Origin of the sequence: Dyella humi, from assembly GCF_044904605.1 — a bacterium.
In the GTDB taxonomy this organism is placed as follows: Bacteria; Pseudomonadota; Gammaproteobacteria; order Xanthomonadales; family Rhodanobacteraceae; genus Dyella_B; species Dyella_B humi.
Map to the genome: position 1 here is coordinate 1,060,142 of NZ_JADIKI010000022.1, position 26,123 is coordinate 1,086,264.

Annotated in this window: 20 protein-coding genes; 11 read left to right on the forward strand and 9 right to left on the reverse strand. The window is 57.7% G+C overall.

Annotated features, from left to right (window positions below; genetic code table 11):
- Positions 1 to 56: 56 nt before the first annotated feature.
- Positions 57 to 509 carry a DUF2946 domain-containing protein gene (locus ISP18_RS09655; protein WP_380010085.1) on the reverse strand — a complete coding sequence of 151 codons (453 nt, stop codon included), beginning with the start codon at positions 507 to 509 and terminating at the stop codon, positions 57 to 59.
- A gap of 66 nt (positions 510 to 575) precedes the next feature.
- On the opposite strand from ISP18_RS09655, the gene ISP18_RS09660 reads away from it, so the two are divergent.
- Positions 576 to 1,964: a serine hydrolase domain-containing protein gene (locus tag ISP18_RS09660; protein WP_404559461.1), complete on the forward strand. Its 1,389-nt coding sequence runs from the start codon at positions 576 to 578 to the stop codon at positions 1,962 to 1,964.
- 116 nt (positions 1,965 to 2,080) lie between these two features.
- Here ISP18_RS09660 and ISP18_RS09665 read toward each other — a convergent pair whose 3' ends face one another.
- Positions 2,081 to 2,419, reverse strand: a complete 339-nt coding sequence (locus ISP18_RS09665) for a hypothetical protein (protein ID WP_380010091.1) — start codon at positions 2,417 to 2,419, stop codon at positions 2,081 to 2,083.
- A gap of 211 nt (positions 2,420 to 2,630) precedes the next feature.
- Between ISP18_RS09665 and ISP18_RS09670 the strand changes: the two genes are divergently transcribed.
- On the forward strand, positions 2,631 to 4,607 hold the full coding sequence (locus tag ISP18_RS09670; protein ID WP_380010094.1) for a hybrid sensor histidine kinase/response regulator: 1,977 nt from the start codon (positions 2,631 to 2,633) through the stop codon (positions 4,605 to 4,607).
- Between the two features lie 154 nt (positions 4,608 to 4,761).
- Positions 4,762 to 5,028 (forward strand): hypothetical protein, encoded by a 267-nt coding sequence (locus ISP18_RS09675; protein ID WP_380010097.1) that lies wholly within the window; start codon positions 4,762 to 4,764, stop codon positions 5,026 to 5,028.
- 574 nt (positions 5,029 to 5,602) lie between these two features.
- Here ISP18_RS09675 and ISP18_RS09680 read toward each other — a convergent pair.
- Positions 5,603 to 8,551 (reverse strand): bifunctional diguanylate cyclase/phosphodiesterase, encoded by a 2,949-nt coding sequence (locus ISP18_RS09680; protein WP_380010100.1) that lies wholly within the window; start codon positions 8,549 to 8,551, stop codon positions 5,603 to 5,605.
- A gap of 363 nt (positions 8,552 to 8,914) precedes the next feature.
- Between ISP18_RS09680 and ISP18_RS09685 the strand changes: the two genes are divergently transcribed.
- A complete protein-coding gene (locus tag ISP18_RS09685; protein ID WP_380010103.1) occupies positions 8,915 to 9,322 on the forward strand; it encodes a hypothetical protein in 408 nt (135 codons plus the stop codon).
- Positions 9,323 to 9,533: 211 nt separating this feature from the next.
- On the opposite strand, the gene ISP18_RS09690 is transcribed toward ISP18_RS09685, so the two are convergent.
- A complete protein-coding gene (locus ISP18_RS09690) occupies positions 9,534 to 10,559 on the reverse strand; it encodes an aldo/keto reductase (RefSeq protein ID WP_380010106.1) in 1,026 nt (341 codons plus the stop codon).
- 488 nt (positions 10,560 to 11,047) lie between these two features.
- Here ISP18_RS09690 and ISP18_RS09695 point away from each other — a divergent pair, with 488 nt between their 5' ends.
- Positions 11,048 to 12,175, forward strand: a complete 1,128-nt coding sequence (locus ISP18_RS09695; protein WP_380010109.1) for a Fic family protein — start codon at positions 11,048 to 11,050, stop codon at positions 12,173 to 12,175.
- 786 nt (positions 12,176 to 12,961) lie between these two features.
- On the opposite strand, the gene ISP18_RS09700 is transcribed toward ISP18_RS09695, so the two are convergent.
- The 3 genes from ISP18_RS09700 to ISP18_RS09710 form a co-directional block, all read right to left on the reverse strand.
- Positions 12,962 to 14,653, reverse strand: coding sequence for an MASE1 domain-containing protein (locus ISP18_RS09700; RefSeq protein ID WP_380010112.1), 1,692 nt, complete (start codon positions 14,651 to 14,653; stop codon positions 12,962 to 12,964).
- 177 nt (positions 14,654 to 14,830) lie between these two features.
- Positions 14,831 to 15,160, reverse strand: a complete 330-nt coding sequence (locus tag ISP18_RS09705; protein WP_380010115.1) for a type II toxin-antitoxin system RelE/ParE family toxin — start codon at positions 15,158 to 15,160, stop codon at positions 14,831 to 14,833.
- A complete protein-coding gene (locus ISP18_RS09710; protein ID WP_380010118.1) occupies positions 15,157 to 15,414 on the reverse strand; it encodes a type II toxin-antitoxin system ParD family antitoxin in 258 nt (85 codons plus the stop codon). The genes ISP18_RS09705 and ISP18_RS09710 overlap by 4 nt, the downstream gene beginning before the upstream one ends.
- 529 nt (positions 15,415 to 15,943) lie before the next feature.
- Here ISP18_RS09710 and ISP18_RS09715 point away from each other — a divergent pair.
- From ISP18_RS09715 to ISP18_RS09740, 6 genes are all read left to right on the forward strand, one after another.
- Positions 15,944 to 17,707, forward strand: a complete 1,764-nt coding sequence (locus tag ISP18_RS09715) for an alpha-keto acid decarboxylase family protein (RefSeq protein WP_380010121.1) — start codon at positions 15,944 to 15,946, stop codon at positions 17,705 to 17,707.
- A 29-nt stretch (positions 17,708 to 17,736) separates the two neighbouring features.
- Entirely contained in the window at positions 17,737 to 19,839 is a 2,103-nt protein-coding gene (locus ISP18_RS09720) for a flavin monoamine oxidase family protein (RefSeq protein ID WP_380010124.1), read from the forward strand.
- A 688-nt stretch (positions 19,840 to 20,527) separates the two neighbouring features.
- On the forward strand, positions 20,528 to 21,205 hold the full coding sequence (locus ISP18_RS09725; RefSeq protein ID WP_380010127.1) for a hypothetical protein: 678 nt from the start codon (positions 20,528 to 20,530) through the stop codon (positions 21,203 to 21,205).
- A 227-nt stretch (positions 21,206 to 21,432) separates the two neighbouring features.
- Positions 21,433 to 22,212 (forward strand): TIGR00266 family protein, encoded by a 780-nt coding sequence (locus tag ISP18_RS09730; protein WP_380010130.1) that lies wholly within the window; start codon positions 21,433 to 21,435, stop codon positions 22,210 to 22,212.
- A gap of 337 nt (positions 22,213 to 22,549) precedes the next feature.
- Complete coding sequence (locus tag ISP18_RS09735; protein ID WP_380010133.1) at positions 22,550 to 23,938, forward strand: glycoside hydrolase family 76 protein; 1,389 nt, start codon at positions 22,550 to 22,552, stop codon at positions 23,936 to 23,938.
- Positions 23,939 to 24,149: 211 nt separating this feature from the next.
- Positions 24,150 to 24,836: a hypothetical protein gene (locus ISP18_RS09740; RefSeq protein WP_380010136.1), complete on the forward strand. Its 687-nt coding sequence runs from the start codon at positions 24,150 to 24,152 to the stop codon at positions 24,834 to 24,836.
- Positions 24,837 to 24,945: 109 nt separating this feature from the next.
- Here ISP18_RS09740 and ISP18_RS09745 read toward each other — a convergent pair whose 3' ends face one another.
- Together ISP18_RS09745 and ISP18_RS09750 are read right to left on the reverse strand one after the other, a co-directional pair.
- Positions 24,946 to 25,494: a hypothetical protein gene (locus ISP18_RS09745; RefSeq protein WP_380010139.1), complete on the reverse strand. Its 549-nt coding sequence runs from the start codon at positions 25,492 to 25,494 to the stop codon at positions 24,946 to 24,948.
- Between the two features lie 238 nt (positions 25,495 to 25,732).
- Positions 25,733 to 26,089 (reverse strand): hypothetical protein, encoded by a 357-nt coding sequence (locus ISP18_RS09750; protein ID WP_380010142.1) that lies wholly within the window; start codon positions 26,087 to 26,089, stop codon positions 25,733 to 25,735.
- Positions 26,090 to 26,123 lie beyond the last annotated feature (34 nt).

Consider the following 26,123-nt stretch of genomic DNA (forward strand, 5'->3'; position numbering starts at 1 on the left):
GCGTGCGCTATTTGGCGGCGGGCATGGCGGCATGGCGAGCGGCCATGCGTAGCGTGTCAGGCGATAAACGGAGGACCGCGCGGGTCGGCACTCAGGCGCGGCGATGCGGGTTTCTCACCGATGTGCTTGACCGGTGCCATGACCGCGACAGGCGCCAAGGCAGCTTGATACTCCACCGCGTCGGGAGTGAGCGGCGGCGTGTGATTGAGTAGGTAGCAATAACCGCAGCGTTCGGTCGGATCGGCCGGTGCTTGCGGGGCATTTGGATGCTTCGCGGCGGCCAATTGATGGACCGGACAATCGCCATCCAAGGCGGGCAACGCTGTCATGGTGCGCGACAGCACCGGCATCACGACGATCAGCATCATGGCCAGCGTAGCCAGCCATGTCACGGATCGAAGTGTACGCCTGCCTCGCAGCACGAAAGGTTCCCCGGAAACGAATGCGCTTAAGCGTAACACGTGCTTGATATACAGCAGAATGGCGCGCCACACAGAGCTTGGCGACACGAAGGATATGGCGATATCTTGCGCCAAATGTCAGCCCAAGTGTCAGCTTGGAGCAGGGGGATGAGCATGGCAAAGAAAGTGGGGCTATGGACTGTTGCCGTGCTGCTAATTGCATTGGTTGCAGCAGTCGTGATCTTTCGGCCCGGTCGCGCCGCGCGTGTCGGGGCGGGCTTGGCCGCGCACAATCTGTGCTCGGCGGTATTCGTGGCTGGCCTCGATCCGGACGCGACGATGAAGGAGCTGGTGCGGCCGATCATCGGACATCCGATGGATGGATGGGTGCGTTACCGCGTCGATCGTGCGAACCGCAGCGTGGAAACCACGCTCGCCCGCTTCTTTCATGCGCGCGCGGATTTCACGCCGGGTTATGGCTGCCGGCTGGAGTTTGCGCACACACCTCCCGCACCTGCACCACGTTCACTGTTGCCGACGCCTGCGGATGACGGCTTCGCGCCACCGAGTCCGGTCACGACGAACGATTTCGCCATCAACGCCGCGCTCGACAAGGTATTCGAGGAACATTCGGGAGAACCCACCAAGGACGTCAAAGCCGTCGTGATCGTAAAAGACGGACGCGTGATTGCGGAACGCTATGCACAGGGCTTCAGCGTGAACACACCGCTGTTGAGCTATTCGGTAGCGAAATCTTTCACCAATGCGCTGCTGGGTATTCTCGTGCGACAAGGTCGCCTGCGCGTCGATCAGCCGGTCGGCGCACCAGAGTGGCAGGGACCCAATGATCCGCGTGCACGCCTCACCATCGAAGATCTTCTGCGCATGCGCAGCGGCCTGTCGGTCAAGGAAGAAGCCAACGGCTTCAGCCCGGTGGCACGCATGGAATACCTCAATGACGACATGGCAGCGTATGCCGCGCAGTATCCGTTGAGCAGTCCCATCGGCAAGACTTGGGATTACACCTCGGGCAACACGCTAATCGTGGATCGCCTGCTTGGACAGACCGTAGGCAGCGGTGCGGCCGGCATGCGTGATTTCGCCGAAAAGGAACTGCTGATTCCCGCGCGCTTGAGCAACTTGACGATGGAGTTCGACGGCTCTGGCGTTTTCATGGGCGCGTCGTACGTCTACGCGCCGGCGCGTACTTACGCGCGCTTCGGGCAGCTGTATCTCGACGACGGCGTGGCGCCTGACGGACAGCGCATTCTTCCCGAAGGCTGGGTGGATTGGTCGCGCCGTTCCACGTTGGGATCAACCTACGGTGCCGGATTCTGGACCAACGATGGATCGGACGACTTCACGAACTGGCGCGTGTCGCAGGGTTTTCCCAAGGACGGCTATTTCGCCAGCGGATTTCTTGGGCAGCGCATTTACATCGTACCTTCCGCGAAAGTAGTGATCGTGCGGTTTGGCTATTCGCAGCCGCCGGATTTTGGGATAAAGGATGATCTGGCGTTGATTGCGGCGGTGATTAAGGCGACGCAAGTGCAGACGCGGTAGTGCTTTTCTCTCCCATCGAGGCTTAGGTATCTACACAACTATTGGGAAGCAAAAAATCGCCCGGTCGTCATTCCGGCGAAGGCCGGAATCCAGTTTCAATACGTTGTGCGAAGCACTCAACATCGGGTGTTGTGTCCTTCGGACGCATATTTGAACTGGATTCCGGCCTTCGCCGGAATGACGATGAGGCAAGACGAAGCTTTGCACCCACGATGCATGTTATTTGGCATAGAGGCTTTCACGCGCCAGGTTTCTTCATCCTTCAATGCCTTGTAGAAACCACTCACGCCCGGCACTACTTTTTCGGCCGGCGGTTCGTCCGCAGTAACCAACAGCGCGCGCCTATTTGCACGCGCTGCATGCTTTTTGTCATCGCTAATGTATGCGATACGAATAGCGAACGTGATGCGTCGGTGAATTACACGAATGCGGATGCGTTCGATGCTTCCGAACATGCAAAAAAATGCAGATTAGGGCTTTCATGAAGCTTGCATGAGGTTCACAATCGGTCGGACAATACTATTGATATGCATTAATCAGGTGGCGCCGTTTTTTTAGAATTTTTTCGGCTTGCAGCGCCGGAGGGGCGCGGTTTGCAAATTGGATGCGGTGATTTTTCATTTGATTTTCACGCATCGTTCTCGAATGCTTTAGGGTTGATGACGCATGGCAAATCTATCTGTAAAACCTGTCGTTGCTTCTTCCGCGTCATTGCTTGCTGAGCACCGCTATCGTTTGATGGTCGAGTCGATTACGGACTACGCCATTTTCATGTTGGATTCGGATGGTCATGTGACCAGTTGGAATCCCGGCGCCGAACGGATCACCGGCTATTGCGCAGACGAAATCATCGGTCGCCATGTAGGATGTTTTTACACTAAGGACGATCGCGAAGGAGGTCTGCCACACCGTGAATTGGACATCGCCAGGACAGAAGGCCGTTACGAGTGCGACAGCTGGCGCCTCCACAAGGACGGCAGCCATTATTGGGCGCAGGCGCTTACCGATGCGATTCGCGATGAACAAGGCAAGCTGATCGGTTTTGCAAAGATCGTGCGTGATCTTACCGAACGCAAGCGCGCCGAAGAGAGCTTGCGCCGCAGCCAGGAGCAGTTTCGGCTGCTGGTACAGAGCGTGACCGATTACGCCATTTTCATGCTGGATCAGTACGGCTATGTATCAAGCTGGAATTACGGCGCCGAACGCATCAAGGGATATACGCCCGAAGAAATTATTGGTAAGCACTTCTCTTCGTTCTATACGCAGGCCGATCGCGATGCCGGCGAGCCGCAGAAGAACCTGGCGCTGGCCACGACCGAAGGGCGCGTAGAGACCGAAGGCTGGCGCGTGCGCAAAGACGGTACGCGCTTCTGGGCGCACGTGGTGGTGGACCGTATTGTGGGCGACAAAGGCGAGCTGGTCGGCTTCGCCAAGATCACGCGCGACGTAACCGAGCAGCGCGAAGCTGCCAGGGAATTGGATCGTGCACGTGAGGCGCTGTTCCAGGCGCAGAAGATCGAGGCCATCGGTAAGCTCACCGGCGGCGTGGCGCATGATTTCAACAATTTGTTGATGGTGATCCAGAGCTGTCTGGACATGGTGGAGCTGAAGCTTCCGCACGAATCGCAACTGTGCCGGCTGGTGCAGAACGCGCAATCCGCCGTGCAGCGCGGTTCGGCCTTGACGCAGCGCATGCTCGCCTTTGCGCGCAAGCAGGAGCTACGCGTAGCGCCGGTCGACGCGGCTTCGCTGGTGGCTAACATGACCGAGCTGCTGCGTCGCTCGCTCGGCCCTTTGGTCAATATCAGCACGATGTTTCCGGCTTCCTTGAATTCGGTGAAGACCGATGCGAATCAGCTGGAACTGGCTTTGATGAACCTGGCCGTGAACGCGCGCGACGCGATGCCCGAAGGCGGCAACCTCACCATTGCGGCGCGCAACGTGACCATCGATGCATCGCATTCCACGCGGCTTGCGCCGGGCGAATACGTCTGCCTTTCCGTCACCGACGAAGGCGAGGGCATGGATGAGGAAACGCTGATCAAGGCGACCGAACCGTTCTTCACCACCAAGGGCGTGGGGAAGGGCACCGGGTTGGGCTTGTCGATGGTGCACGGGCTGGCCGAACAGTCGGGCGGGCGCCTGGTGATCAAGAGCAGCAAGGGCTTCGGCACCCGTGTGGAGATGTGGTTGCCGAGCGTGCGTTGTGTGGCCGTGGAGCAGCAGGAAGCAGTAGTGCCTGTGTCGGTGTCGGTGAAGCCGGCAAGTTCGCTGTGCGGCCTGCGTGTCGTGATCGTGGACGACGACCCGCTCGTGCTCAATGCCACAGGTGCGGTACTGCAGGATCTCGGCCATCGCGTCACCGAGGTGGCCTCGGCCGAAGAAGCGCTGCAGATTCTGGAAGACGGTTCAGACGTCGATATGCTCATCACCGATCACGCCATGCCGGGCATGACCGGTGCGCAGCTCGTGAGCGAAGTGAACATCCGCTGGCCTGCGCTGCCGGTGGTATTGGCGACGGGTTATGCCGAAATTCCCACAGACCTGAGCGATGGCGCTACGCGCTTGTCCAAGCCCTACGATCGCATGGGACTGGCTAAAGCCATTGCCAAAGCCATGGAAGACCGGCGTGTTAAGGCGTAAGCGAAAGGGGAAGAACCATCGGGTCCGGCCTGCCGGATCCGTCTCAGCCATTCCTAGCGTCTGCATCACGAACAGCTAACGATGCCTAGCGCAGAGTAAATGTCCGGGCAGCGGCAAGCTGCCGCGGGCAACCGTCTGTGGTGGAGGCCGTTTCATGAATACCCCTGGTTCGATCAGTCCCGGGAGGACGCCGGGCTCGCCGCATTCGCTGTGGAACCTCAGCACCTGGTCCGATTACATCAGCCGCATCGTTCGTCCAGCCAAGGCGCAGCCTCCGGTGCGGATGACGCGTCGGCAGCAACTGCTGGCCGCGCAAGAGCAAAAGCGCCGCGAACAACACGCGCATGTGCTTGAACTGCTTCGCGAAGTGAAGGAAAAGCATCAGCATGCACCGCAAGGGAGCAGCAAGCTGAAAGCCTGATATCGCGCGAATTGGCCGTGCCCGCCCTATGACGGGCCGGCCACATCCCTCTTTATGGCGCCCCCAAGCTCTCCGCATAAATAACTATGCGGATAGCGATGTATGGGACGCAGAGCGGAGTCAGCGTCACGCCCCGGTGCAAGTTTTTCTCGATCCAAATAATCAGGAAGGCATGAACGGCGTGGTGCGGCTGATCGACAGTCATCGTCCGGATGGGGACGGGTTAGTGTGGTTGGGGGATATTCGAGATATCCGGCATCTGGATTCGGTGCGGGTGGGGACGAGCAGGGTGTAGTGAAATTGCCCAGAGCCAGATATTCCATGCTCGTGATTCCGGCCTTCGTCCATTGCTGTCCGGGGAAAATTTTGCCCGGCTTGCCGAAATGCTTAAATGTTCGTCGGGACGACGGATTCTGGAGCGCTGAATTTCCAGGGAAGTTTTAACTTCACGGTGGGGCAGCTGCACGCCGTTCCGATCGATCGCATTTTCCCGGGACAGCAAGGGCCTTCGCCGGAATGACGACTGGACAATTTTGGACCTCAAAGTAGTTGTGCAGAGACAGCACACAACGAGTCACGGCGACTTCTGCACATCCACCCAATGCGCAATCGGTGCGGGACTTCCCAGCAGATAACCTTGCCCCATCTCGCAGCCCATGCTCACCAGCGCTTCCAGCTGTGCTTGCGTTTCGATGCCTTCGGCAATCACCTGGATATTGAGCGCGTGTGCCAGCGCGAGAATCGCCGCGACCACGGTGGTGCTGTTGCTGCTACCGGCCTTGTCCAGTTCGTGCACGAAAGCGCGGTCGATCTTGAGCATGCGCAGGGGCAGAGAGTGCAGGTAGCTCAGTGACGAGTAGCCGGTGCCGAAATCGTCCAGCGCCGCACCTACACCCGCACTGCGCAGGCGCTCAAGCACGGCGCGCACGCTTTCTGGGTTGTCCAGCAGCGCGCCTTCGGTTACTTCGGTTACGAGCCTTTCGGGCGGGAGGCCGGTGCGTTCGAGCATCTTCAAGACGCGTACGTCGAAGTCGGCATGACGCAGATGCAGCGCGGACACGTTGAAGGTGATGAACGGTTCGCTGGACCCATGCTGCGCCAGCAGCCTGCAGCTGAGTTCGAACAGACGCCAGTCGATCGCTTCGATCAAGCCGCTGTCTTCGGCGATCTTGACGAAATCCGACGGGCGCAGCAGGCCGCGCTGCGGATGGTTCCAGCGGATCAACGCTTCATAGCCCACCACCTTGCTGTCGCCGAGCCGGCAGATCGGCTGAAAGTGCGGCTCGAATTCGTTCTGGCGAAGCGCCTTGCGCAATTCGCTTTCCATTGCGAGCACGTCCACCATGCCTTTGGCGAGCGCTTCGTCGAAGATGGCGAAACGCTTGCGGCCCAATTCCTTGGCCTGGTAAAGCGCCATGTCCGCGTCGCGGATCAATTCATCCGCATCGAGGTAACTCGCATCGCCGCAAGCAATGCCCACGCTTACCGACGGTTCCAGTTCCTTACCGGAAATGCGCAGCGGTGTTGCCACGGCCTGCAATACACGATCGGCGATGATGGTGGCGGTATCGGTGTTCTCGATGTTCTCGAGCAGGATGGCGAATTCATCGCCGGAAAGCCGTGCCACCATGTCTGGCTCGCGTACATGCGTCAGCAGCCGCACCGCGACAGCCTTAAGGAATTCATCGCCGGCGAGGTGACCGAGGCTGTCGTTGATCACCTTGAAGCGGTCGACGTCGATATACAGCAGGGCGCAGCGGCGGTTCGGATCGCTCTGGATCCGGTTGAGTATGCGATCCAGCCGTTCGCGCAGGTAGCCGCGGTTAGGCAGGCCGGTAAGCGGATCGTGCATCACCTGATGATGCAGCTGCTGCTGCATCTGTTCGCGTCGCGCGATTTCGGCGCGCAGCTCTCGCGTGCGTTCTTCCACGCGATGCTCCAGCTTCAGATTGGCCAGATGCAGCGCCGCGGCGGAACGGCGACGGTAAATGCTGTTGGCGATCTGCAACGCCACGAAGCTCAGCAGCTCCTGTTCCTGCGCACCGTAAGAGGCGTTGTCTTCGTAGCTTTGCACCGCGATCAGCCCGATTACCGACTCGTCTACTTTCAACGGCACACCCAGCCAGCAGGCAGAAGGTTCGCCGATGTGGTGCGGCACCACTTCGCCGGAGCGGGTCAGCGCCATGATGTCTTCGCGCGTGCCGGACCAGGGTTGTCCGCGACGCAGCACGTATTCGCTCAAGCCGCGGCCGATCGGGCGCGACAGTTGATGGCGCACGCCGGTATCCATGAAATACGGAAATTCCAGCTTGGTGCGATCATCGCTGAGCAGGGCGATGAAGAAATTCTTCGCATCCAGCAGTCGGCCTACCACGATGTGCACGCGTTCGTAGAACGTGTTTTCATCGATGTCGGCGGTGGCGAGTTGGGCTACCTGGAACAGGGCTTCCTGCAAGCGTTCGGCACGATGTCGTTCGCGCACTTCCTGCAGCAGGCCGCGGTTCACCTCAGCCAGTTCCTCCGTGCGCTGGCGCACGCGCCGTTCGAGTTCGTCCTTGGCTTCCTTGCGTTCCACCGCGGTAAGAATATGGCTGCCTACGAATTCGAGCAGGGTGAGATCATCGCGCGAATACACGATGCCGGTGCCGTAGCTTTGCACCACCAGTGCGCCCTGCACCTGGCCGTTGCGGAGCATCGGCACGCCCAGCCAGTCGTCGCTGTCGGGGCCCGCGATCACCAGCGGACCGTTTACCTGTTCCAGCAGTTGCTCGTTGCTGCCCATCAGCGGCTTGCCCTGGGTAAGCAGGTACCAGGTGAGCGTGTGACGGCGGTCTTCCAGCCGCATGTCGCGATTGGTTTCGGGTTTGTCTTCGTCCTTGATGTCCGAGTAATAGAGGAAGCGCAGCGTTTCGTGCTCCGGATCGTAGCGGACGATGAAAAAGTTCTCCGCATACATCAGACCGCTGACGATGCGATGGATCTCGCACAGCATGTCTGGCATATCCAGGTCCGAACCGGATAGCTCGGAAATGGAGAACAGCGCGCGCTGCAGGTTTTCAGAATGTTCCAGCTGGTTGTGCGAGTCGTACAGTTCGGCCAGCTTGATGGTGTGATGCAACTGGCGCACGCCAAGCTGCAGATACGAGTCCACCTTGGCGAGCAGGGCTTTGGCCGAGCCTTCGATGGTCATCGTGAGCAGCAGCACCGCTTGTTGCGCGCCAAGCAGGGAGAGGGCATAGCGCCGGCCGTCGGGCGATACGCGCACGCCGTCATCGGCTTTTAGCGCATCCTGCGCGAGCGCAAGGTCTTCCAGATCGGGTGGCTGCGCTTCGGCAGAGCGCTGTTCCTGTCCATGGGCGAGCATCAGCACCTTGGCCTTGAGGCAATGGGGCTGCGCCTGCAGCAAGGTTTCGATGAGCAAGCAGACTTCGCCGGGCGTCTCGGCTTCGATCAAACAACCGAGCCAGGCGGTGTTTTCCGGCTCTTGCGTTGTCGTGATGAGGATAGGAAGACTCAGGCTCATGGCGACCAATCTGCCGTTATAGCTCGCCTATCAATGGGTACGTGCTGTGCAGGAAACGTGAACCCTGCGGTTAATGAGGCATTGCTGTCGTAGATTTGTCAATGTATCGGCTAAGCCCTTGATAGCTTTACCTCGTCTATGGACACCCAAGGCGCTGGCGAGACGGTTTTGCATGGGCTCGCCATAGCGTCAACCCGCGCGAACGGCCGTTTTTTTTGACAATTGGCTCTCGATTCTTAGACGGCTGCGGGCTATCTGTACGGGGAAATATGACTTCAGGCAGGTGCCTGGTGCCCGGCGTTCGCCGAACATGATTCGTGCAGGAACAGAACCATTCTCAGGATGAAAAAGGGGAGTAGAGGTATGAACAAGGCCGTTGCGGCCGCTATGGCCGCATTGCTGTTGGCAGGATGTGCCACCACGGAACACAAGGCCGACCCGACGGCGGTCGCCTCGTTTCAACCGGGCGTTACCACGATCGCGCAGGCGGAGGCCGCCTTAGGCCCGCCGTTCCAGGCTACGCGCATGCCGGATGGGAGCCAGCAGCTGCAGTATGTGAGCAAGTACCAGGAGGTTTCCGGTGACGGTATGCCGACCACCGGCTCGCAGATTCCCAAGCACGTGGAGAAAACCGTATCCACCGTGTTGAGCTTCGATCAGAACGGGCATTTCGTAAGTGCGTCGTCGAGTTCGAAGGACAAGGACAAGCAGTGGCCGAGTAACCTTGGCAGCCTCGGTGGTGGGGATGTCCAGCGGAATCCTGGTCAATAAAAAAAGCTAAGCGATATTCCGCTACTACCGTGTTGCGGCCATGTCATCCGTGATGATGACAACTTGCATGTAGCTTCCTAAGTGGTCCCTCCCCTTGCTTGCAGGGGGAGGACAGGATGGGGTGAGCCCTTGCGGGAAAGTTTGAGGCAAGTGTTCACCCCACCCCAACCCTCCCCTGCAAGCAAGGGAGGGAGCGAACCATCGCACGGCATCAAACCGGCGGCGGGTTCCTCTCTCCAAACCCACGCTGATGCCAATACGGATACACCGGCGTCACCGCGCTCGCCGCATCCAGCTTGGCCACCTGCTCAGGCGTCAGATTCCAACCTACCGCGCCCAGATTCTGCCGCAGCTGTTCCTCATTGCGCGCACCGATCACCACCGTGGAAACGGTAGGCCGCTGCAGCAACCAGTTCAACGCAATCTGCGGCACGCTCTTGCCCGTTTCCTTCGCGATCTCGTCTAGCGCATCGACCACGCGATACAGATATTCGTCATCGATCTGCGGCCCCATCTCCGCCGTCTTGTGCAGACGGCTGTCTGCCGGCAGCGGCTGCCCGCGGCGAATCTTGCCGGTGAGGCGTCCCCAGCCGAGCGGACTCCATACCACTGCGCCAAGGCCCTGATCCAAGCCCAGCGGCATCAATTCCCACTCGTAATCGCGCCCGACCAGCGAGTAATACGTCTGGTTTGCCACATAGCGTGAATAACCGTAGCGATCGGCCACGGCCAGCGACTTCATCAAATGCCAGCCGGAGAAATTCGACACGCCCAGGTAACGGATCTTGCCCGCGCGAACCAGATCATCCAGCGTGGACAGCGTTTCCTCCACCGGCGTCATGGCATCGAAACCATGCAACTGGAACAGGTCGATGTAGTCGGTGCCCAGGCGCTTCAGTGCCGCGTCGATCCCCTGGATCAAGTGATAGCGCGATGAACCGACATTGTTGGGCTTGTCGTCGAAACGGAAGGTGGCCTTGGTGGAAATCAGCACCTGATCGCGGCGTCCTTTGATCGCCTCGCCAAGAATCGATTCCGATGCACCGGAAGAATAGATATCCGCCGTGTCGAACATGCTGACACCCGCATCCAGGCAGATATCCACCAGCCGCCGCGCTTCCGCCACGTCGGTATTACCCCACGCGCTGAAGAACTCGCCCTTGCCGCCGAACGTGCCGGTTCCAAAACTCAGCACCGGCACCTTGAAGCCCGATGCGCCAAGACGTCGATATTCCATGCAAGCATCCTCTTGGTTAATGAATAGACAAAGGTCTGAATCGATTCGGTAACGTCAGTCTGAGCATGCCCGAAAGCAACCATGGTGAAGCGGGCGGCGGAGAATCAGGCAATAAACGCGGTTGATCAGGTAGGTGCGGGTGACGCATTGCTACAACGATAGAAGAGTGCCGCGCAAAGATGCATGAAAGGTGTTCCCGACTCTGCTGTCTGGGGCTCTCTCCACGTCGTTGACGAACACTTGGTTTTGAGAGCGGATTGCGGTTGCGCGGCGCGTGTCATCGCATCGGATATAAAACATCGCCTGGCGTCTGATCCCGCGTTGAGGTTGCGGCGATAGGCACGTTGCAGATCTGGCTGAGTAGCGCAGGCTCGGCAGGTTGAGCACGCCTTGCGTGCAACGGATCGATGCGGCGATTTCCCGGCTTATTCACCGTATAAAATACGGTGAATATTGCATGGGCGGCGAATCTGCTCCATAATCACCGCATGTTAAGCGGTGATTACACCTATATCTGGCAGGCCAACGACTGGCCGCACTGGCGGTACGATCTGGCCGCACTGGCTGAGGCATTGGCCAAGGTAAACCGTGCCCAGGGGCTGTTGCTTGGACGCCTAGTCGATGTCGGTATGGCGTTGCGCAGCGAAGCCAGTCTTGCCGCACTCACTGACGATGTCGTCAACACCAGCGAGATCGAGGGTGAGCATCTCAATGTTGCTTCCGTGCGCTCGTCGATTGCACGTCGTCTGGGTGTGGACATCGGGGCACTTGCGCCGGTCGATCGGCATGTCGAAGGCGTGGTCGACATGGTGTTGGACGCTACCGCCAACTGCCATGTTCCCGTATCCAAGGAGCGGCTCTGCGGTTGGCACGCAGCGTTGTTTCCGACTGGCTATTCGGGATTGTCTCGCATCACCGTCGCTGGCTGGCGCGATGACGCAGCCGGAGCGATGCAGGTGGTGTCGGGTCCGCTCGGGCGTCAGCGCGTGCACTTCGAGGCACCGCCAGCCGAGCGGCTTGAAACGGAGATGGCGCGCTTTCTCGAATGGCTCAACGACGAAACGCGCGAACAGCCGCTCATCAAGGCAGGTCTCGGGCACTTATGGTTTGTCACGCTGCATCCTTTCGATGATGGCAACGGCCGCATTGCCCGTGCCATCGGCGATTTGTTGCTGGCGCGTGCAGAAGGCAGTTCGCAACGCTTTTACAGCCTTTCCGCACAGATCCAGCGCGAGCGCAAAGCGTATTACGACATCCTCGAGCGAACCCAAAAATCCACCCTTGATGCGACCGAGTGGCTGGCGTGGTTTCTGGCGACATTGCATCGTGCCGTCGAGCAGGCGCAGCACACACTCGATGATGTATTGAAGAAGGCGCGCTTTTGGCGGCACTTCGCCGGTACGTCCATGAACGAGCGACAAGTCAAAGTACTCAATCGCGCACTCGATGGTCTCGATGGAAAACTCACAAATAGCCGATGGGCGGCCATCGCCAAGTGTTCCGCGGATACGGCGCTGCGCGATATTAATGAGCTGATAGCACACGGCGTGCTGCGTAAGTCTGCCGCCGGTGGACGCAGCACCAGCTACGAGTTAAGCGACTTGCCTGAGAGGTGATGGCAAATGGCAGCGCGCAAAACTAAGGATGACTTTATTTTCATGGATGCACACATGCGTCTTCCTGTGTCATTCACTGGCTGGCGACGCGGGAATCACGATGAAACGACACGGATATTTCCACAGTAACGACGACGTCGCGTTCGTTGGGGTGGATGCTTGGATCACTTCTATCTTCGCTACACAGGGCCTGAAGCAAACGGTTGTGTGCTCGTTTCAGACGGCAAGCCGTTGCGTTTCTCATCGCGAACCGATGCGCTTTCATTCGCCATCCGACGTTGTTATGAGTACGGGGCGACGGAAGGGGAGCCCGTTATCAACATCGAAGGAAGCGATGGACTATGGCGCTCCTTCGATTGCCGGTTATTGCCGTTGAGGCATTGATTCCCTCGCCTGCGTAGGTGTGCGGCAAAAAGCGTGAGCGCTGCCGCTAACCGTTTTTTCGTGCCGAAAGGTATCCAGTATTGTGCCACCCCGCTTCCCGGCGAGTTCCCGGATGAAGCCGCTCGAATCGTGCCGATTACGTTGGAATCCAGCGTTTTACTGCAAGATTGGCTTGGGCAATTACGCCCAACAACCAATGGGGTGGCTGTATGAAACACGTAAAATTGCATGTCCTGGTCGCAATCTGCTGCGCTTTGTTTGCATCCACCACGTGGGCACAGACAAGCGTTCACGCAACGACCATCGGCACCACGTCGCAGAGCCGTGGCGTTACACAAGCATCGGAGTCGATATGCACCAACGTTCTGCAGTGTTCGGGAGGACACAGGTCTTGACGCTGTGCTAGTTGGCCCACAAGCGCAAGGGAGTGGGGGCGGACAACCGCTCCCACTCTTTTTCGGGAACGTCTTGCAGCAGGAACGTGAGGCGAAGCTTATCGTCGTTGGGACGAACGTGGAACTCGCCGTTGAACAAACGCACGTGGTCCCTGAGTTCGATCAGGTCCAATCGCGTCGCCCCCAGCTTGTGTGCGAGCCGGTCCCGTACACCTTCTCTAAGGAAGGCATCGTCTGCAATGACTGCATCCAGGCCGCCTTCAACGCGCAGCACCACTAGGCGATTCCCATCGATCTCAACACCACGCAAGGTCAAGCGGATATTGGAGCAAGGCACGTTGGCGCAGATGTAAACAACGGATTCGCAGGCCAGCCGGTAGAGCATGGTATGGAGGTTCGACGAGTGGACGCCAAAGCCACGCCCCTTGAGTTGATAGCTGTACACAACGCCAGCCTCGTCCAGTGCGCGGCCGATGTTCTCGCGCAGGGCAGCAGGCAGGCCGCGGCGGCGCCATGCGATGGGATGCATCGCGTCGGCAATTTGGTACACCTTCTCCTGCGTGGTCGCCGCCTGCTTGGTATACAGCTGGCTTTCGTTGGCGGGGAGCAGCATGCGGAAGCGATCGAGCAGGCGATTCTGGGTGAGTTGCATCTCTCCGCAGACGTATTCCAAGGTTTCAGAGGCTTGGCGTAAACGCATCTCGCCTACGGAGAGGCTTTGCCTGGCCAGCCGCAGTGCTTCTTTGACATCGGTGCGTTCCCGTTCCTCGCGTTGATGCATGGCCGAAATGCGGGCGCCCATGGCAATCAGGCACGTGATGGCAAACGCGATGATGGCCTGCACCTGCAACACAACGGGATCGGGCGTGTCGTAGTTCATCAAAAGATTGATGCAAGCCACCACGACCGTTCCGCCAAGTACCGCCGCCCGCCAGCCGTGTTTCAGCGTTAGCCACGCGACCGGCATGAACATGAAAAGACAATAGATCTGCTTATCCTCTTTGCCGTGCAAGGTGAGCCACGACAGGATGAGCTGTGCGGGAATAAGTAGGCCCGCAGCATCGAGCGCCAGAGAGCCCCTGACGAATCCACGTAGCCGCTTGACCAGTGTTCCGGAGCGGTATTCGAGTTTGCCGATGATCACCCAGGGAACGGTCGTCAACAGCGCAACATAGGAGCCTACGAAGAGGTACACCAGAAGGATGGGGCTGACCTCTACACCGGGATTCTTCGCCACCACGATGGCGCTGTAGTTGACCAGCGACCAGACGATAGGAACCAGCAGTGTGCAGAGCAGAAGAGCTTGGAAGTTGACGAGGCGTTTGGAAGGAAAGAGCGTGAGCCGTTCCTTGCACCACCAAACGACCGGCATGGCAAACGCAATCATGGGCAGAGAATTAATTACTGCCCAGGAATATCCGAACTGCGATGCGTAGAAATGACTCTGGTACGCGTTGGTCACGGTATCCCCGATCGCCAGGGCGATCCAATACCGATAGGGAACCAGGAGGAGCAGGCCGAGGCGTAGGCCCGCGGTCAGCTGCCAATGGGCGTCGGACAGGGGACGAATCAGGGCAAAGACGGCGAGGTAGCCCAACGCCACGGCCACCTGGTGAAGCGCGGACCAGCCTTGTCTCTTCCCCATATCCTTGTCCTTTACGTGAAAAGACTGCTGAAAATACAGGCGCTTATGAAACAATTCGGTGCTGCGAGCTAGCTGATTCTGGACGCGCAGAAATCAGGATTCACTTTCGTTGCCCTTTGAGCCCCGCAACGATGATATCGGCCGGTGGCCAAGTTTGTGTGAAAACGGTTTGGGCCGCCATTTTCGCCCAACAGTGCTCAGTGGTTTGACTTAGGAGTTAATTGCGCTCTGCTAGGAGGTCTCCGGATTTTGCATCCACGCAGGAATGTCTCGCTGTGCATGCAGCACGCGCCACACGTCGATGTGATCAGTGCGTTCGACATAAAAGGCAAGATAGGGGTAACGGACCAATTGCCAGCAATATAAACCTGGCAGGTTCAAGGCTTGTGCATATCGGGGGGAGCCCGCGGAAGGGTGACGACCGATATGGGCGTAAGCTCGTTCCAGCGCGTCGATAAAGCCCAAGGCAGCTTGCTCGGCATCCTGCGCAAGGTAATAAGCGATAGCGTCCTCAATGTCCCGATTAGCTTGCTCCCGCGGGACGACTGGTTTTGTCTTCACTTCTTCGTCTTCGAGCCAGGCTTGGTGCTCATATGTACACGCTTGCGCAATCGGCTGAAGTACCTTTCATCAGCCATCGATGCGGGCTGTGACTCCGCGCCAGCCAAAAGCAGGCTTCGCAACTGCAGACGCTCCTGGTCGTGGCGGATGAGCTCGCGCACATATTCGCTGCTGGTTCCATAGCCGCGCTGGCTGACCTGTTCGTCGATGAAGGTCTTCAGGCTTTCCGGAAGAGAGATGTTCATTGTGCTCATGGGCTTAGCCTAGGGTGCTTGGCAAATTTTGGCAAGCCGGGCTGCTGGCCTCTCAAGGCAGGGACGTCTTGCAGGCAACTCCAACACGCTAGTCTTCCCTTGCAGATATGTTTATCACCGGGATAACTCGGAAAAGACATGAGCGTCACATGTCCAATAGGAAACTCGCGCGGTCCGTGCGCGCAATGTCACGGGTGATTGGGGTTTCCATAGGAATCAGGGGCAGGGACTTATGAAACGCAAAAAGACGCGTCTTTCGTCTTAGACATGTTCCAACGTGTGCCTTTGTTTTATGCGTGATCCCGCATAGGCGGTTAGGTCATGTCCGTGGACGTGGCCACTCGCACATATGCGAAGTGTGTGGCATTCGTCCACCATCAAGCGTTTGGCACGGCTCGGCATCTGAACCACGACGTATATAGCGAGCGCACTTTTCCCTAAGCAAGTCCATTCATTAACGGAGTGATGCGATGGCTTTCAACATACTCAGTTGTGATCGTGGCGGTATACGCGGGTCAAGGAAGTCGACATGACACGCCGCAGTACCTCGAAGAAGTCACTCATCGCCGCAGGCCCGGCCTCGGCCGCTGACTTCACCGTCGCCGACTATCTGCTGACCCGACTCAAGCAGTTGAACGTCACCGATGTATTCCAGATTCCCGGCGATTACGTAAAGCATTTCACCCAGGCGCTGGAGCATTTCGACGGCGTCAACACGATCGGCGCGATCAACGAACTGGACGCCGCCTATGCTGCCGACGCTTACGCGCGTAGCCGCGGCCTTGCGGCGGTCTCGCTGCAGTTCGGGGTGAGCACCTACAGCGCACTCAATGCCATTGCCGGTGCCTGGGTCGAACGCAGCCCGATCGTGGTGATCAGCGCCACGCCTGGAGCCGACATGCGCGATATCACCGACATGTACGACGTGCTGTTCCACCATTCCACCGGCGACCTCGATGCGGATCGGAAGACTTACGAGAACGTCACCGTCAGGGCGATCACACTCAGCACCAACGTGGGGGCTGACGAGCAGATCGACGAACTGCTGATCGACGCGATCACCCATAAGCGTCCCGTGTATATCGCCTGCTACAAGGAAGTCTGGGGCCAGCCCTGTTCACGCCCATCGAAGACGTCGCTTAAGCCGCGTGTCACGCGCAGCCCGGAGCTGGCGCTGCGCAACGCGGTGGATCAGGCCTGGACGCAGATCACGGCGGCGAAGCAACCGCTGATTTTCGCCGGCGTGGAAATTCTGCGCTTTGGCCTGTCCGAGCTGCTGAAGCAAATTATCGACGCCAGCGGCTTTCTCTACACCACGACGACGCTCGGCAAGACCGTGCTGGACGAGAAGGGCGACAAGTTCATCGGCACCTACTCCGACGCCGCGTCGATCGAATCGGTACGGGAAATCGTGCAAGCCTCCGACTGCGTGCTGACCCTGGGCGCCATCATCACCGACGACTACCTTGTCTTTATCGAAAGCAAATACGCCGACATGGTGTTGGCCGATACCGCAGGCATCCGTGCCGGGTATTTCAAGTACGGCGACGTGACCATGCAGGATTTCATGGAAGCCCTGCTGGCGAAGTTCAAGGCAAACAAGAGCTATCCGATCAAGGCGAAGGTGCCACCGCAGCCGAAATATCCGCAGCCGTGGGCGGGCAATTCCGATCCAGTCTACGACGCCAAACCGCAGGTCATCACCTATAACCGGTTCTTCGAGCACACGATGAAGTTCCTGCAGGACAAGAACCTGCTCAAGGACATCGTGATGGTCTATGGCGTCAGTTCGGCGATGTACGTCGCCACCAACTGCTACGGTCTGTCGCAGGGCAGCTTCATCGCTTCAGCCGCGTGGCAGTGCATCGGCTTCGAGACTGGCGCCGCGGCCGGTGCGCAGTTGGGTAGCGGCAAACGTGCCTGGACGATAGCGGGCGACGGCGGCTTCATGATGGTCTGCCAGTCGCTGTCCACGCTGGCCCGCAACCAGCTCAACGCGGTCATCTTCGTGATGAGCAACCAGGTCTACGCCATCGAGCAGGTGTACGTGGACATGACCGCCTTCCAACCGGGTTCGAAGCATCGTTTCGACGCCTTCGACATTCTGCCCAAGTGGGACTACCTCGCGCTCGCAAAAGCCTTCGGCGCGGAAGGCATTCGGGTGGAGACGGTGGACGAACTGAAATCCGCATTGCCTCGCATTGCGGGGATCAAGCACAAACCCGTTCTAGTCGAAGTTGTCATTCCGCAAAAGGATCTGCCTGGCCAGATGTATCGCCTCGGCAGCGAATGAACCGCCCATTCCTCACCGAGGGCTCGACCATGGCACAGAAAACTTATTCGATCTTCGGCGCCGGCGCCGCAGGGCTCTACACCGCTTGGCGATTGCTGGATGGCCAATGCAAGAAAACCAAATTCGCCTCGAAACAACTGAAGAAGGGCGACGTGCTGGAGTTGTACGACTGGGGCCGCTACGACTTCTCCAAGCGCCATCCGGGTACTCGTGCGGCCGGCGCTCGCGTCTGCACGTGGCACTACAACAACGACAAGACCGATTCGTACGTCGAACTTGGTGGCATGCGCTATTCCTACTGGGACAGTGCGCCGACCAAGGAATTTCCGGACCCAAACAATGGCCTGGCGCCGGGCCACCGTGTGGTCAGTGCGGTGATCTCCATGTTGGGTCTGGACAAGTATTCGGTGCCGTTCAACGTCACCAATAACCAACTGTTCTACCTGCGCTCGCGGAACTTCTATCTCAACGCCATCGGATCGAACACGCCCGCGCCATACACAGTGAACAACTTCGGCGCCGCCACCACGCCCGACCAGGGATTCACCACGGTGCAGGATCTGGCGACGACGAAGCCATGGGGGGAGTTCACCCGTCGCGATTGGTGCAACTTCTACCAGCACGGAAAGATCACCGCGCAGTTGCCGGAATCCAGCATCTTCCAGCAAGGCGACTATCTCAAAGACATCGGCTACTGGAACCTGCTCTACGATCAGTTGGGTGCAGAAGGCTTCGATTACGCTGCCGACGGCAACGGCTACAGCTCCAATGTGATCAATACGCATGCCGGCGTTTCGTTCAACATCAACAACGAGTTCACGCCCGGTAGCCAGTACCGCACGCTGTCGATCGGCTACTCGGGGATGTTCAACGCATTGTTCGATGAGATCGTGAAACTGGCCAAGGCCAAGGGCATCGAGTTCCGCTATCACCCCGATACGCGCCTGCATTCGATCCTTGGGAAATCCGGCAAGGCCGTATTTACCTACGCGCACCGCGATGACCCCAATATCGCCGCCGGCTCGGGCGAGGCCGACGCAGCATGGATGGCGATGCCCCGCGCCGCGATCGATCTGGTTGCGCAAGCCACGCGTTTCCAAGCGCCCGAAGACGGCAAGGTCGACGTGCTCAACCACGAAAATGTGAACTTGTATCTGGAGGCGACGATCATGCAGCCGTCGTACAAGATAGGCATGTTCTTCGACCAGCCGTGGTGGGCGCCCGACATCGATAGCCCGGCACCTTATCCCGCGCAGATCATCGGGTACACGATTACGCCCGACACGATCGCTAAGGTTCGCGCACAGAAATTCCCCGCCGCTGCGCTGAAGGCCATGCAGACGTTGATCGACGTGCCTTACACCTCCGCAGCGGATATGGTGCGGGCGATCGAGAACATCACAGAGCAGGCGCTGACCATCGCGCAGACCAAGCAGCTGACCGCTGTCTCGCGCAACAACACCATCGGCCCGAGCGTCAGCAACTCGCCCATTCGCATGGTGGTGTATTTCGGCAATAACGCGACCGCGCCGAAGAAGAAACCCATTTACGGCATCCTGGCCAGCTACGACGATGAAGACAACACCGCGTTTTGGCAAGAACTAGAACTAGGCCCCAAGCATCAGCGCGTGATACCAATTTCGCAGGACACCCAACCGCTGGAAGGCCCGCGTCCTGTGCCGACACGCATGGTGAAGATGCTGCGCAAAATGCTGGCGGAACTTCATTTTGGCCCAAACTGCGATTACACCAACGTGCCCGAGCCGTTGCAGGCCGCCTACATGGATTGGTCGCTGCCCCCGTTCAACGCCGGCTATCACGAATGGGCACCGCATTTCGACATCGGCGACGTGCAGCGCAAGATCCGCAAACCCTCGCAACTGATCGATGGCGCAGACGCCGACATCTTCATCGTCGGCGAGGCGTATTCGAACGATCAGGCATGGGTGGAAGGCGCCTACTGCACGTCGGAATCGGTACTCAACGATTTCTTCGGCATCGAACCGATCATCGACAATCGAGAGTATCCATTTATCTGTCCGGAAGCATCGACGGACGAGACCAGCGAAGAATTGAAGAAGCTGCTTCGCAAGGTGGGGCCGCGGAAGGATAAGGATACGGAGGCGGTTTGAGTGTTACGAGGGCTGGGACGGAGAGGCGATTGCATGGTTTAACCACCTCCGTCCCGGACCTTAGTCATTGCGTTGTTAAGGCCAGAGCCGCGGGCGCTCCTCTGGTAATCGGTGCACCTTCATCAAGCAGCGCCCTTTATATGGGGAGTAAAGATTATGAAGAGCTTGTTAGTTGGTTTGGTTGTGTTTGGCCTGGCACTGTCTGTGAACGCCAACGGCACACCCGGTGCAAAAATGCTGCAGTACGCGCGTTCCTTTGCACCTCCCATACCTATGTGTCCGACGGGAGAGCATGCAGTGTGGGTTAACGGCAAGTGGGAATGCGTGCCTTTCGGATGATCCTATTAACCCTTAGAGACTAAGGTCGCCGGTCGCGCAGGTGGTATGGCGTCCAAAGTAATCGGGACGGTGGTGATAAACGGCTTAACTACCGCCGTCCCGGTTTCTGGTTCGTCCTTCAGGCGCAGGCTGGAATCCAGCTTTCATACGTCACGCGAAGCACTCAACATCGATTTTGCGTACTGCGCATGGCGTATTGATTGGACTCCGGCCATCGCTGAGGCGCTTTACAACCGTGCATTTGGTCAATCACGAAAAAAAACGTGGGGATACTTCATAACTTGCATCGCTTCTTAACCAATGCGCTTTTCATTGGAAGCGAGCAAGTAACCAGGGGAGGTATGTCGCAATGAGAACGCCAAAGCTCCTGATAGTGGCAATTCGTGGCAATCGCGGTGTCGATGAGGTGAATAGAAGCGCGAACGGCATTTATAATAAATATTCCAATCGTACTGAGTTCAATAAGCAGGTTGAGCTCGCCTATCTTTCGAGAAGTGGAAATTTGGTGGAAGGCGAGGGGAAGGGTGCTCTCGATCTTAACGAGGGGGACGTGCTTGGCATGTACATAGTCGCTCATAGCGGCGATTTGCAAACGGCCATCTACGATCATGATTTTGTCAGTGCTTTTAAAACCAAGATCCTCGACGTAAAGAGCAATGGTGTGAACTATACGCTGGATAAGCTGTGCCTGGTCGTCTGCAACACGGCGAAGGGTGCGGAGGATATACTCACCAACTCCCACGAGGGTGTCCTGATATTTCGATTTGCAAAGCTGCTGCAGAGCGCCGGCCTGAAACCAAGGCTTGCCGGTTGGTCTGGCCTCGTAACGGCTGACGAAGAAAGCGGATATGCAAATTCGACACAGAGAGGGACCGGCAAGAAGCAGATTATTTCAAGCCGTAACTTTCAGTGGGGCTACGCTTCAGAAATGCCGAGAAGCAAGGCGGAGCAGAAGATGGTTTACGTTTGGGATGACGAAGCGGGTTATGTGAAAAGAGATTTGAGGAGCTGGACCGACAAGGGGTAGAGATTCCCGTCGCTGGTTTCCGGGCGACGGATTGGACTTGGCGTTTCCATGGGCGGAAACAGCCACTCTCGATGGGCAGGCCATTGCGATTTCGATTGCCCCGCCCCGTTCCGTCCGGGTCCGCAAGGGGTAATATCCGCAAGCCATTGCCGAACGGCCGATGATCTCCCGATGCCCCGTCGCCCGGGTGACGTACCGGCCACCATCCACCATCAGGAGAACACCCCATGCAGACCCGCATCCAAGGCACAGTGATGCCCGTACTGGAAGTGCAGCTTGATCGCGACGAAAGCGTCTTCGCCGAGAGCGGTGAGCTTTCATGGATGACCGCATCGATCCAAATGACCACGCATACGCAGTTTGGGGGCGGCGGGGGCCTGATGGGCATGTTCAAGCGCGCGGTTGGCGGCGGCAGTTTCTTCATGACCGAGTACCGCGCTATGCAGGCACCTGGCGAGGTCGCTTTTGCCACCAAGGTGCCCGGGCACATCGTGCCGGTGCCGGTAAGCCCCGGCAACGAATACATGGTGCATCGGCATGGCTTTCTCTGCGCCACCCCGCAAGTCACCATCGGCGTGGGCTTCCAGCAGTCATTGGGCGCCGGTATTTTCGGTGGCGATGGGTTCATGCTGCAAAAAGTCGGCGGCACGGGCACGGCGTGGCTGGAATTGTCCGGCGAACTCATCCGGAAGGATCTGGCGCCCGGCGAGACCTTGCGGGTTCACCCGGGCCACGTCGGTGCGTTCCACGCCTCGGTGAGTTTTCAGATCACCACGGTCCCCGGCATAAAGAACGCGATCTTCGGCGGCGACGGCATCTTCCTGGCTGCGCTTACCGGTCCCGGCACAGTGTGGCTTCAGACGCTACCTCTCGCGCGCCTGGCGCACAAGATTGCCGAATATCTACCCGGCGAGGGCGGCAGTGGCAGCCGAGCAGCGTCGGCGACCGTGGGCGGCGGTCTGCTCGGAGGCATCGTGGGCTCGATATTGAGCGGTAACGACAACTGATCCGCAACGGAAAAATAAGAAATAAAGAGAGAGGCACATCGCCTCCGTCAATGACCACGATCAGGAGAGCAAGATGAAAGGTGTGGAATCGAAGAAAAACGAGAAAAAGAAGCCGGCAAAGACCATGAAGGAAAAGAAAGCGGCAAAGCAGGAAAAGAAGAAGAACAGCAAGTAGGCTGCTCTGGAATAGATGGATTCAGAAATGGCGCCAGGCTAGTGGTAAGTGAACCTGGCGTCGTTTTGGTATCTTGCACCGAACCTGTCGAGTGCATAGAGGATACCTGTGACTAGATTGCTACTAGCCGGTCTGGCTTTGCTTGCAGTCGTGTCCACGCCCATGACCTTTCAACGAGCGGGCTCGGATGCGGTCGACACCATGGTGCGTGTCTTCTATACCGGAGACGGAAAGTGGCGGGAATGTGCCGCTGCGGATTGTCATGCGTCCAATCAGGACTGGGGCGTCGACTCGATGACCTACACGCTTTGGCTGCATTGGAAAACGACCAATGATCCGAAGGTTGCGCCACTCATGGCTGCGCTCGTTAAAACGGCGCCATCCTATCCCGTTCCTTGCACCGAGGGTGTGGCGTGCAGTTCGTGGAGCGACGTTCCGGAGTGGGATTCGATCGCGGCGTCGCGCGAATACGAAATCACGCACGATCCTATTGCATTGCAAAAAGCGCGTGCAGCCTTCGACTTTGTGGAGCATGCACAAGTCTTTGCACGCGGCGCGTGCCCGGCGATCAACTATCAACTCGCCGACGGTGGAACCAATCACCTCAAAACCCTTGAAACCGATGCGAATGGGGTGAAGGCAGCGCTCCTGCTTTATGAGACCACGCACGAGCAACGTTACCTCACGGCGGCGTCAACACGTTATGCGTCGATACGCAAATATTTTCTCGACCCGAAAGTGTCGCTCTACAGCGTATATGTCTTCGACAACGGCACGACGTGCGAACAGGTACCGCATCGCTTTTTCGCCTCGGTAAACGGCGACATGATCTGGAGTGGATTGCATCTCTATCACGCCACGCACAATGAAGCGTATCTACAAGAATCGCTCGCCACGGCGCGGGCGGTCGACGAACACCTCTCCGACGCGCGTGGCATTTTTGCGGACCTTCAAGCCGAAAACGATATTGTCGAGCCCTTGGTTGAAGCATTCTACGAACTCGCCACCGAACGCCATGTCCAGACAGCACAGCAGTGGTTGTTACGCAATGCAGCGGCAGCATGGTCGACTCGCGCACAGGACGGTACGTTCGGACGTTTCTTCGATGGGCCGGCTCCCACCGCACTTACCAGCGTGTGGCAAAGCAACGGTGGCTTCGCACTGGAGGTCGCAGCGGCGGCAGTCGCGCCGAATACGACGGTTTCAACGACCAATGAGTGGACGGACACGCACGTCATCGCACGCGATATCACGCTGAATTCCGAGCCGATTACATTCGATGGTTCGGCTATCGCGTTGATCGGCACGATCGGCGACAACTGCTGCGAACCCGGACACGCGCGCGTCGTCGTCGACGGTGTCGAAACGTTCGACCAAACCGGCATCTGGCAAAACAAATCCAGCACCGGCCGGCGCGTGCCAAACGCCGTTTTGTTCGCGTGGCGTTGGCCCAAACCGGGCCATCATACGATCCGCTTTATGCCGGGGACTGAAAATGCCAAAGAGGGCGGGGCGTATGTCCACCTCACCGGCTATTCGGTTTTGCCCTAGGGGAATTCCTGGCAAGCCGACCGCCTTGTATTGGGATACTGGATCTGACGAGCCTGTTGAACCAAAAGGGAGGAGGAGGGTACTCACTTTGGATATTCTCCAAAAAGCACCTTCATCTCTTTTTTAACTCCTTTATTTACCCTTTTTTTTGCTCTTGTTCGTCTAAGCTAACCTCAGTCGCTCGAACCCAAAGCACCGGAAGGGGGGAAGCATGCCAGCCGTTAGTTGTGTGATTGATTGGCCGGGTACGATGACGTTTGTACTCGATCTGGTTGTCGCGTTGGCTACGGTCGTCATTGTCATTCTGGCGTGCCGTGCTTTTTCGACATGGCGAGAGGTGGAGTTAGGAAAGGCTGACTTCGAACTTGCGCGACGCCTTTTGACGGTTGTGTTTCGCACCCGCGACTGGTACGCAGCTGCACGCCGTCCGGTGGTTATGCCCGGGGAATTTCCCAAAGGTTTCGACCCAAACGCCACAGGGCAAGAAAAACATGATGCCTATATGCACATGTTCAACAACCGATTTAAACCGGTGCAGGAGAGTTGCGTAGAGTTGCAGACGTTGAACTGCGAGGCGGAAGCGCTTTGGGGGCCCGAAGTTGTGACACGCATCAGGCACGTACTTGTGTGTTGTCGCAAATTGCAGACGGCCATGGAAGTCACGTTGAACATCTACGCCTCATCGGGATCACCTGAAAGGCTTGAGCAATCCGTTCGCAAGTTCGACAGCCAGCTCTACGATTATGAACAGGAGATCATGTCCGATGGCGCTGAGGGTGACGATAACCCCCACACCGTAGAGATGAAAAAAGCTGTAGAGGAGGTTGAGCAATTTGTGCGCGAAAAGCTTTTGCAAAGGGCGAAAGTTCGCGGTACCAAGCCCAAACCGAATTCGTAAGCCCGCCACTCAATCCTAGCGTGCGGCCAACTTGTACTTGGAGACAAATAGGCCCCTATCAAAGGGGCCTATGGAAATGAGACGACGTTGCGCTACCGAAACACAGCGGTCAGTTTTTGAAAAGCAGATTGACCACAGCCGGTACAGCATTAGCGAACCGGTAGGTAAGCGTTGGCGACTGTGATGCAAGCGAAAACGAGCCGCTACTCGCAGGGACGAAAGCAGCATGCAAGTTCACGCTTGAAGCGTTCTGAGGAATTTTATATGTCGTCGTATAGCTAGTAGCGGTAGTCCAAAACTCGTCTTCATAAACACAGGTGCCGTCGTTTACATAAATCGCATACTGACTAACAGTAGCAGCTGCGTTTCCGGTGAACAGTTGAGTGCTGGCAATTGGCGTGTTGCCGTTGTAGATCGCAATACTGTTAGGTTGATACGTATTGCAAATGGCCGCACTGTTATTGAAGACAAATTGATCTCCCGAGACAGTGACAGTTAGTGTAATCGTCGCTCCACGGGAGGGTTTGCCAGATACCGAGAGTGTTGTGGTTGTACTAAATGGGCCTGGCGGGCCGTCTTGTGCGGCTGCGGGTAATGAAAGTCCCGCAAGCACTGTTAGCAACAGAGTGGCTGCAGCGCAGCTTCGCAATTTATTCACTTGAATACCTTCCTGCTGTATAGGCACCTGTCAATGTGGGCACCGGCTGCGAAGGGTCACCGAAACTTCCTTTTGGGAAGGCTGTTAATCGGCAAGCTGTATTAAGAGCACCCGCGACTGCCGCGCCAAAGTGACTTTGGTGCGGCAATGCACTGCGCCCCACTGTTCCCAGCCGCGCGCAGCGACCAGAACATATCGCTTGAGATGCCCCTGGCTTAAATGCAACCCGTCTTTAAAATTAAGAGGCAGGGCGAATAATCACACCAATGACTGAAGGGTTGCCCTGTGTGCAGGTGGTGTTCGAAATAATAAAGGATACTTGTGATCCCGTAGAGTAAGCAGTCAGGAGCGCAGCATAATGGGTACTGTATCCTGGGTTGGTTGAGATCGCTTGATAATTGTTGACTGACGGGCAGCCAGCCGGATTGACCATTGGCGCTGTCGTGTTTACCCCAAAGGCGTCGGCATTCCATCCGGTGGCGATCGATGTGATTGTCCCAGCGCTGGTTCCGGTTTGAGCAAAGACCTGCTGAAGCGAGCTTGCCGCAATAATGCATGCGAGAAAAATTGCCTGCATTTTCATCTTCTTAAGCATGAAACACTCCTTGTGCTAGTGGTGGTCTAAAAAT

What these genes read in the sequence shown, in the direction of transcription:
- ISP18_RS09660 (WP_404559461.1), top strand. Translation starts at nt 576, where the DNA reads ATGGCAAAGAAAGTGGGGCTATGGACTGTTGCCGTGCTGCTAATTGCA.
- ISP18_RS09665 (WP_380010091.1), bottom strand. Translation starts at nt 2,419, where the DNA reads ATGTTCGGAAGCATCGAACGCATCCGCATTCGTGTAATTCACCGACGC.
- ISP18_RS09670 (WP_380010094.1), top strand. Translation starts at nt 2,631, where the DNA reads ATGGCAAATCTATCTGTAAAACCTGTCGTTGCTTCTTCCGCGTCATTG.
- ISP18_RS09675 (WP_380010097.1), top strand. Translation starts at nt 4,762, where the DNA reads ATGAATACCCCTGGTTCGATCAGTCCCGGGAGGACGCCGGGCTCGCCG.
- ISP18_RS09680 (WP_380010100.1), bottom strand. Translation starts at nt 8,551, where the DNA reads ATGAGCCTGAGTCTTCCTATCCTCATCACGACAACGCAAGAGCCGGAA.
- ISP18_RS09685 (WP_380010103.1), top strand. Translation starts at nt 8,915, where the DNA reads ATGAACAAGGCCGTTGCGGCCGCTATGGCCGCATTGCTGTTGGCAGGA.
- ISP18_RS09690 (WP_380010106.1), bottom strand. Translation starts at nt 10,559, where the DNA reads ATGGAATATCGACGTCTTGGCGCATCGGGCTTCAAGGTGCCGGTGCTG.
- ISP18_RS09695 (WP_380010109.1), top strand. Translation starts at nt 11,048, where the DNA reads ATGTTAAGCGGTGATTACACCTATATCTGGCAGGCCAACGACTGGCCG.
- ISP18_RS09710 (WP_380010118.1), bottom strand. Translation starts at nt 15,414, where the DNA reads ATGAGCACAATGAACATCTCTCTTCCGGAAAGCCTGAAGACCTTCATC.
- ISP18_RS09715 (WP_380010121.1), top strand. Translation starts at nt 15,944, where the DNA reads ATGACACGCCGCAGTACCTCGAAGAAGTCACTCATCGCCGCAGGCCCG.
- ISP18_RS09720 (WP_380010124.1), top strand. Translation starts at nt 17,737, where the DNA reads ATGGCACAGAAAACTTATTCGATCTTCGGCGCCGGCGCCGCAGGGCTC.
- ISP18_RS09725 (WP_380010127.1), top strand. Translation starts at nt 20,528, where the DNA reads ATGAGAACGCCAAAGCTCCTGATAGTGGCAATTCGTGGCAATCGCGGT.
- ISP18_RS09730 (WP_380010130.1), top strand. Translation starts at nt 21,433, where the DNA reads ATGCAGACCCGCATCCAAGGCACAGTGATGCCCGTACTGGAAGTGCAG.
- ISP18_RS09735 (WP_380010133.1), top strand. Translation starts at nt 22,550, where the DNA reads ATGACCTTTCAACGAGCGGGCTCGGATGCGGTCGACACCATGGTGCGT.
- ISP18_RS09740 (WP_380010136.1), top strand. Translation starts at nt 24,150, where the DNA reads ATGCCAGCCGTTAGTTGTGTGATTGATTGGCCGGGTACGATGACGTTT.
- ISP18_RS09750 (WP_380010142.1), bottom strand. Translation starts at nt 26,089, where the DNA reads ATGCTTAAGAAGATGAAAATGCAGGCAATTTTTCTCGCATGCATTATT.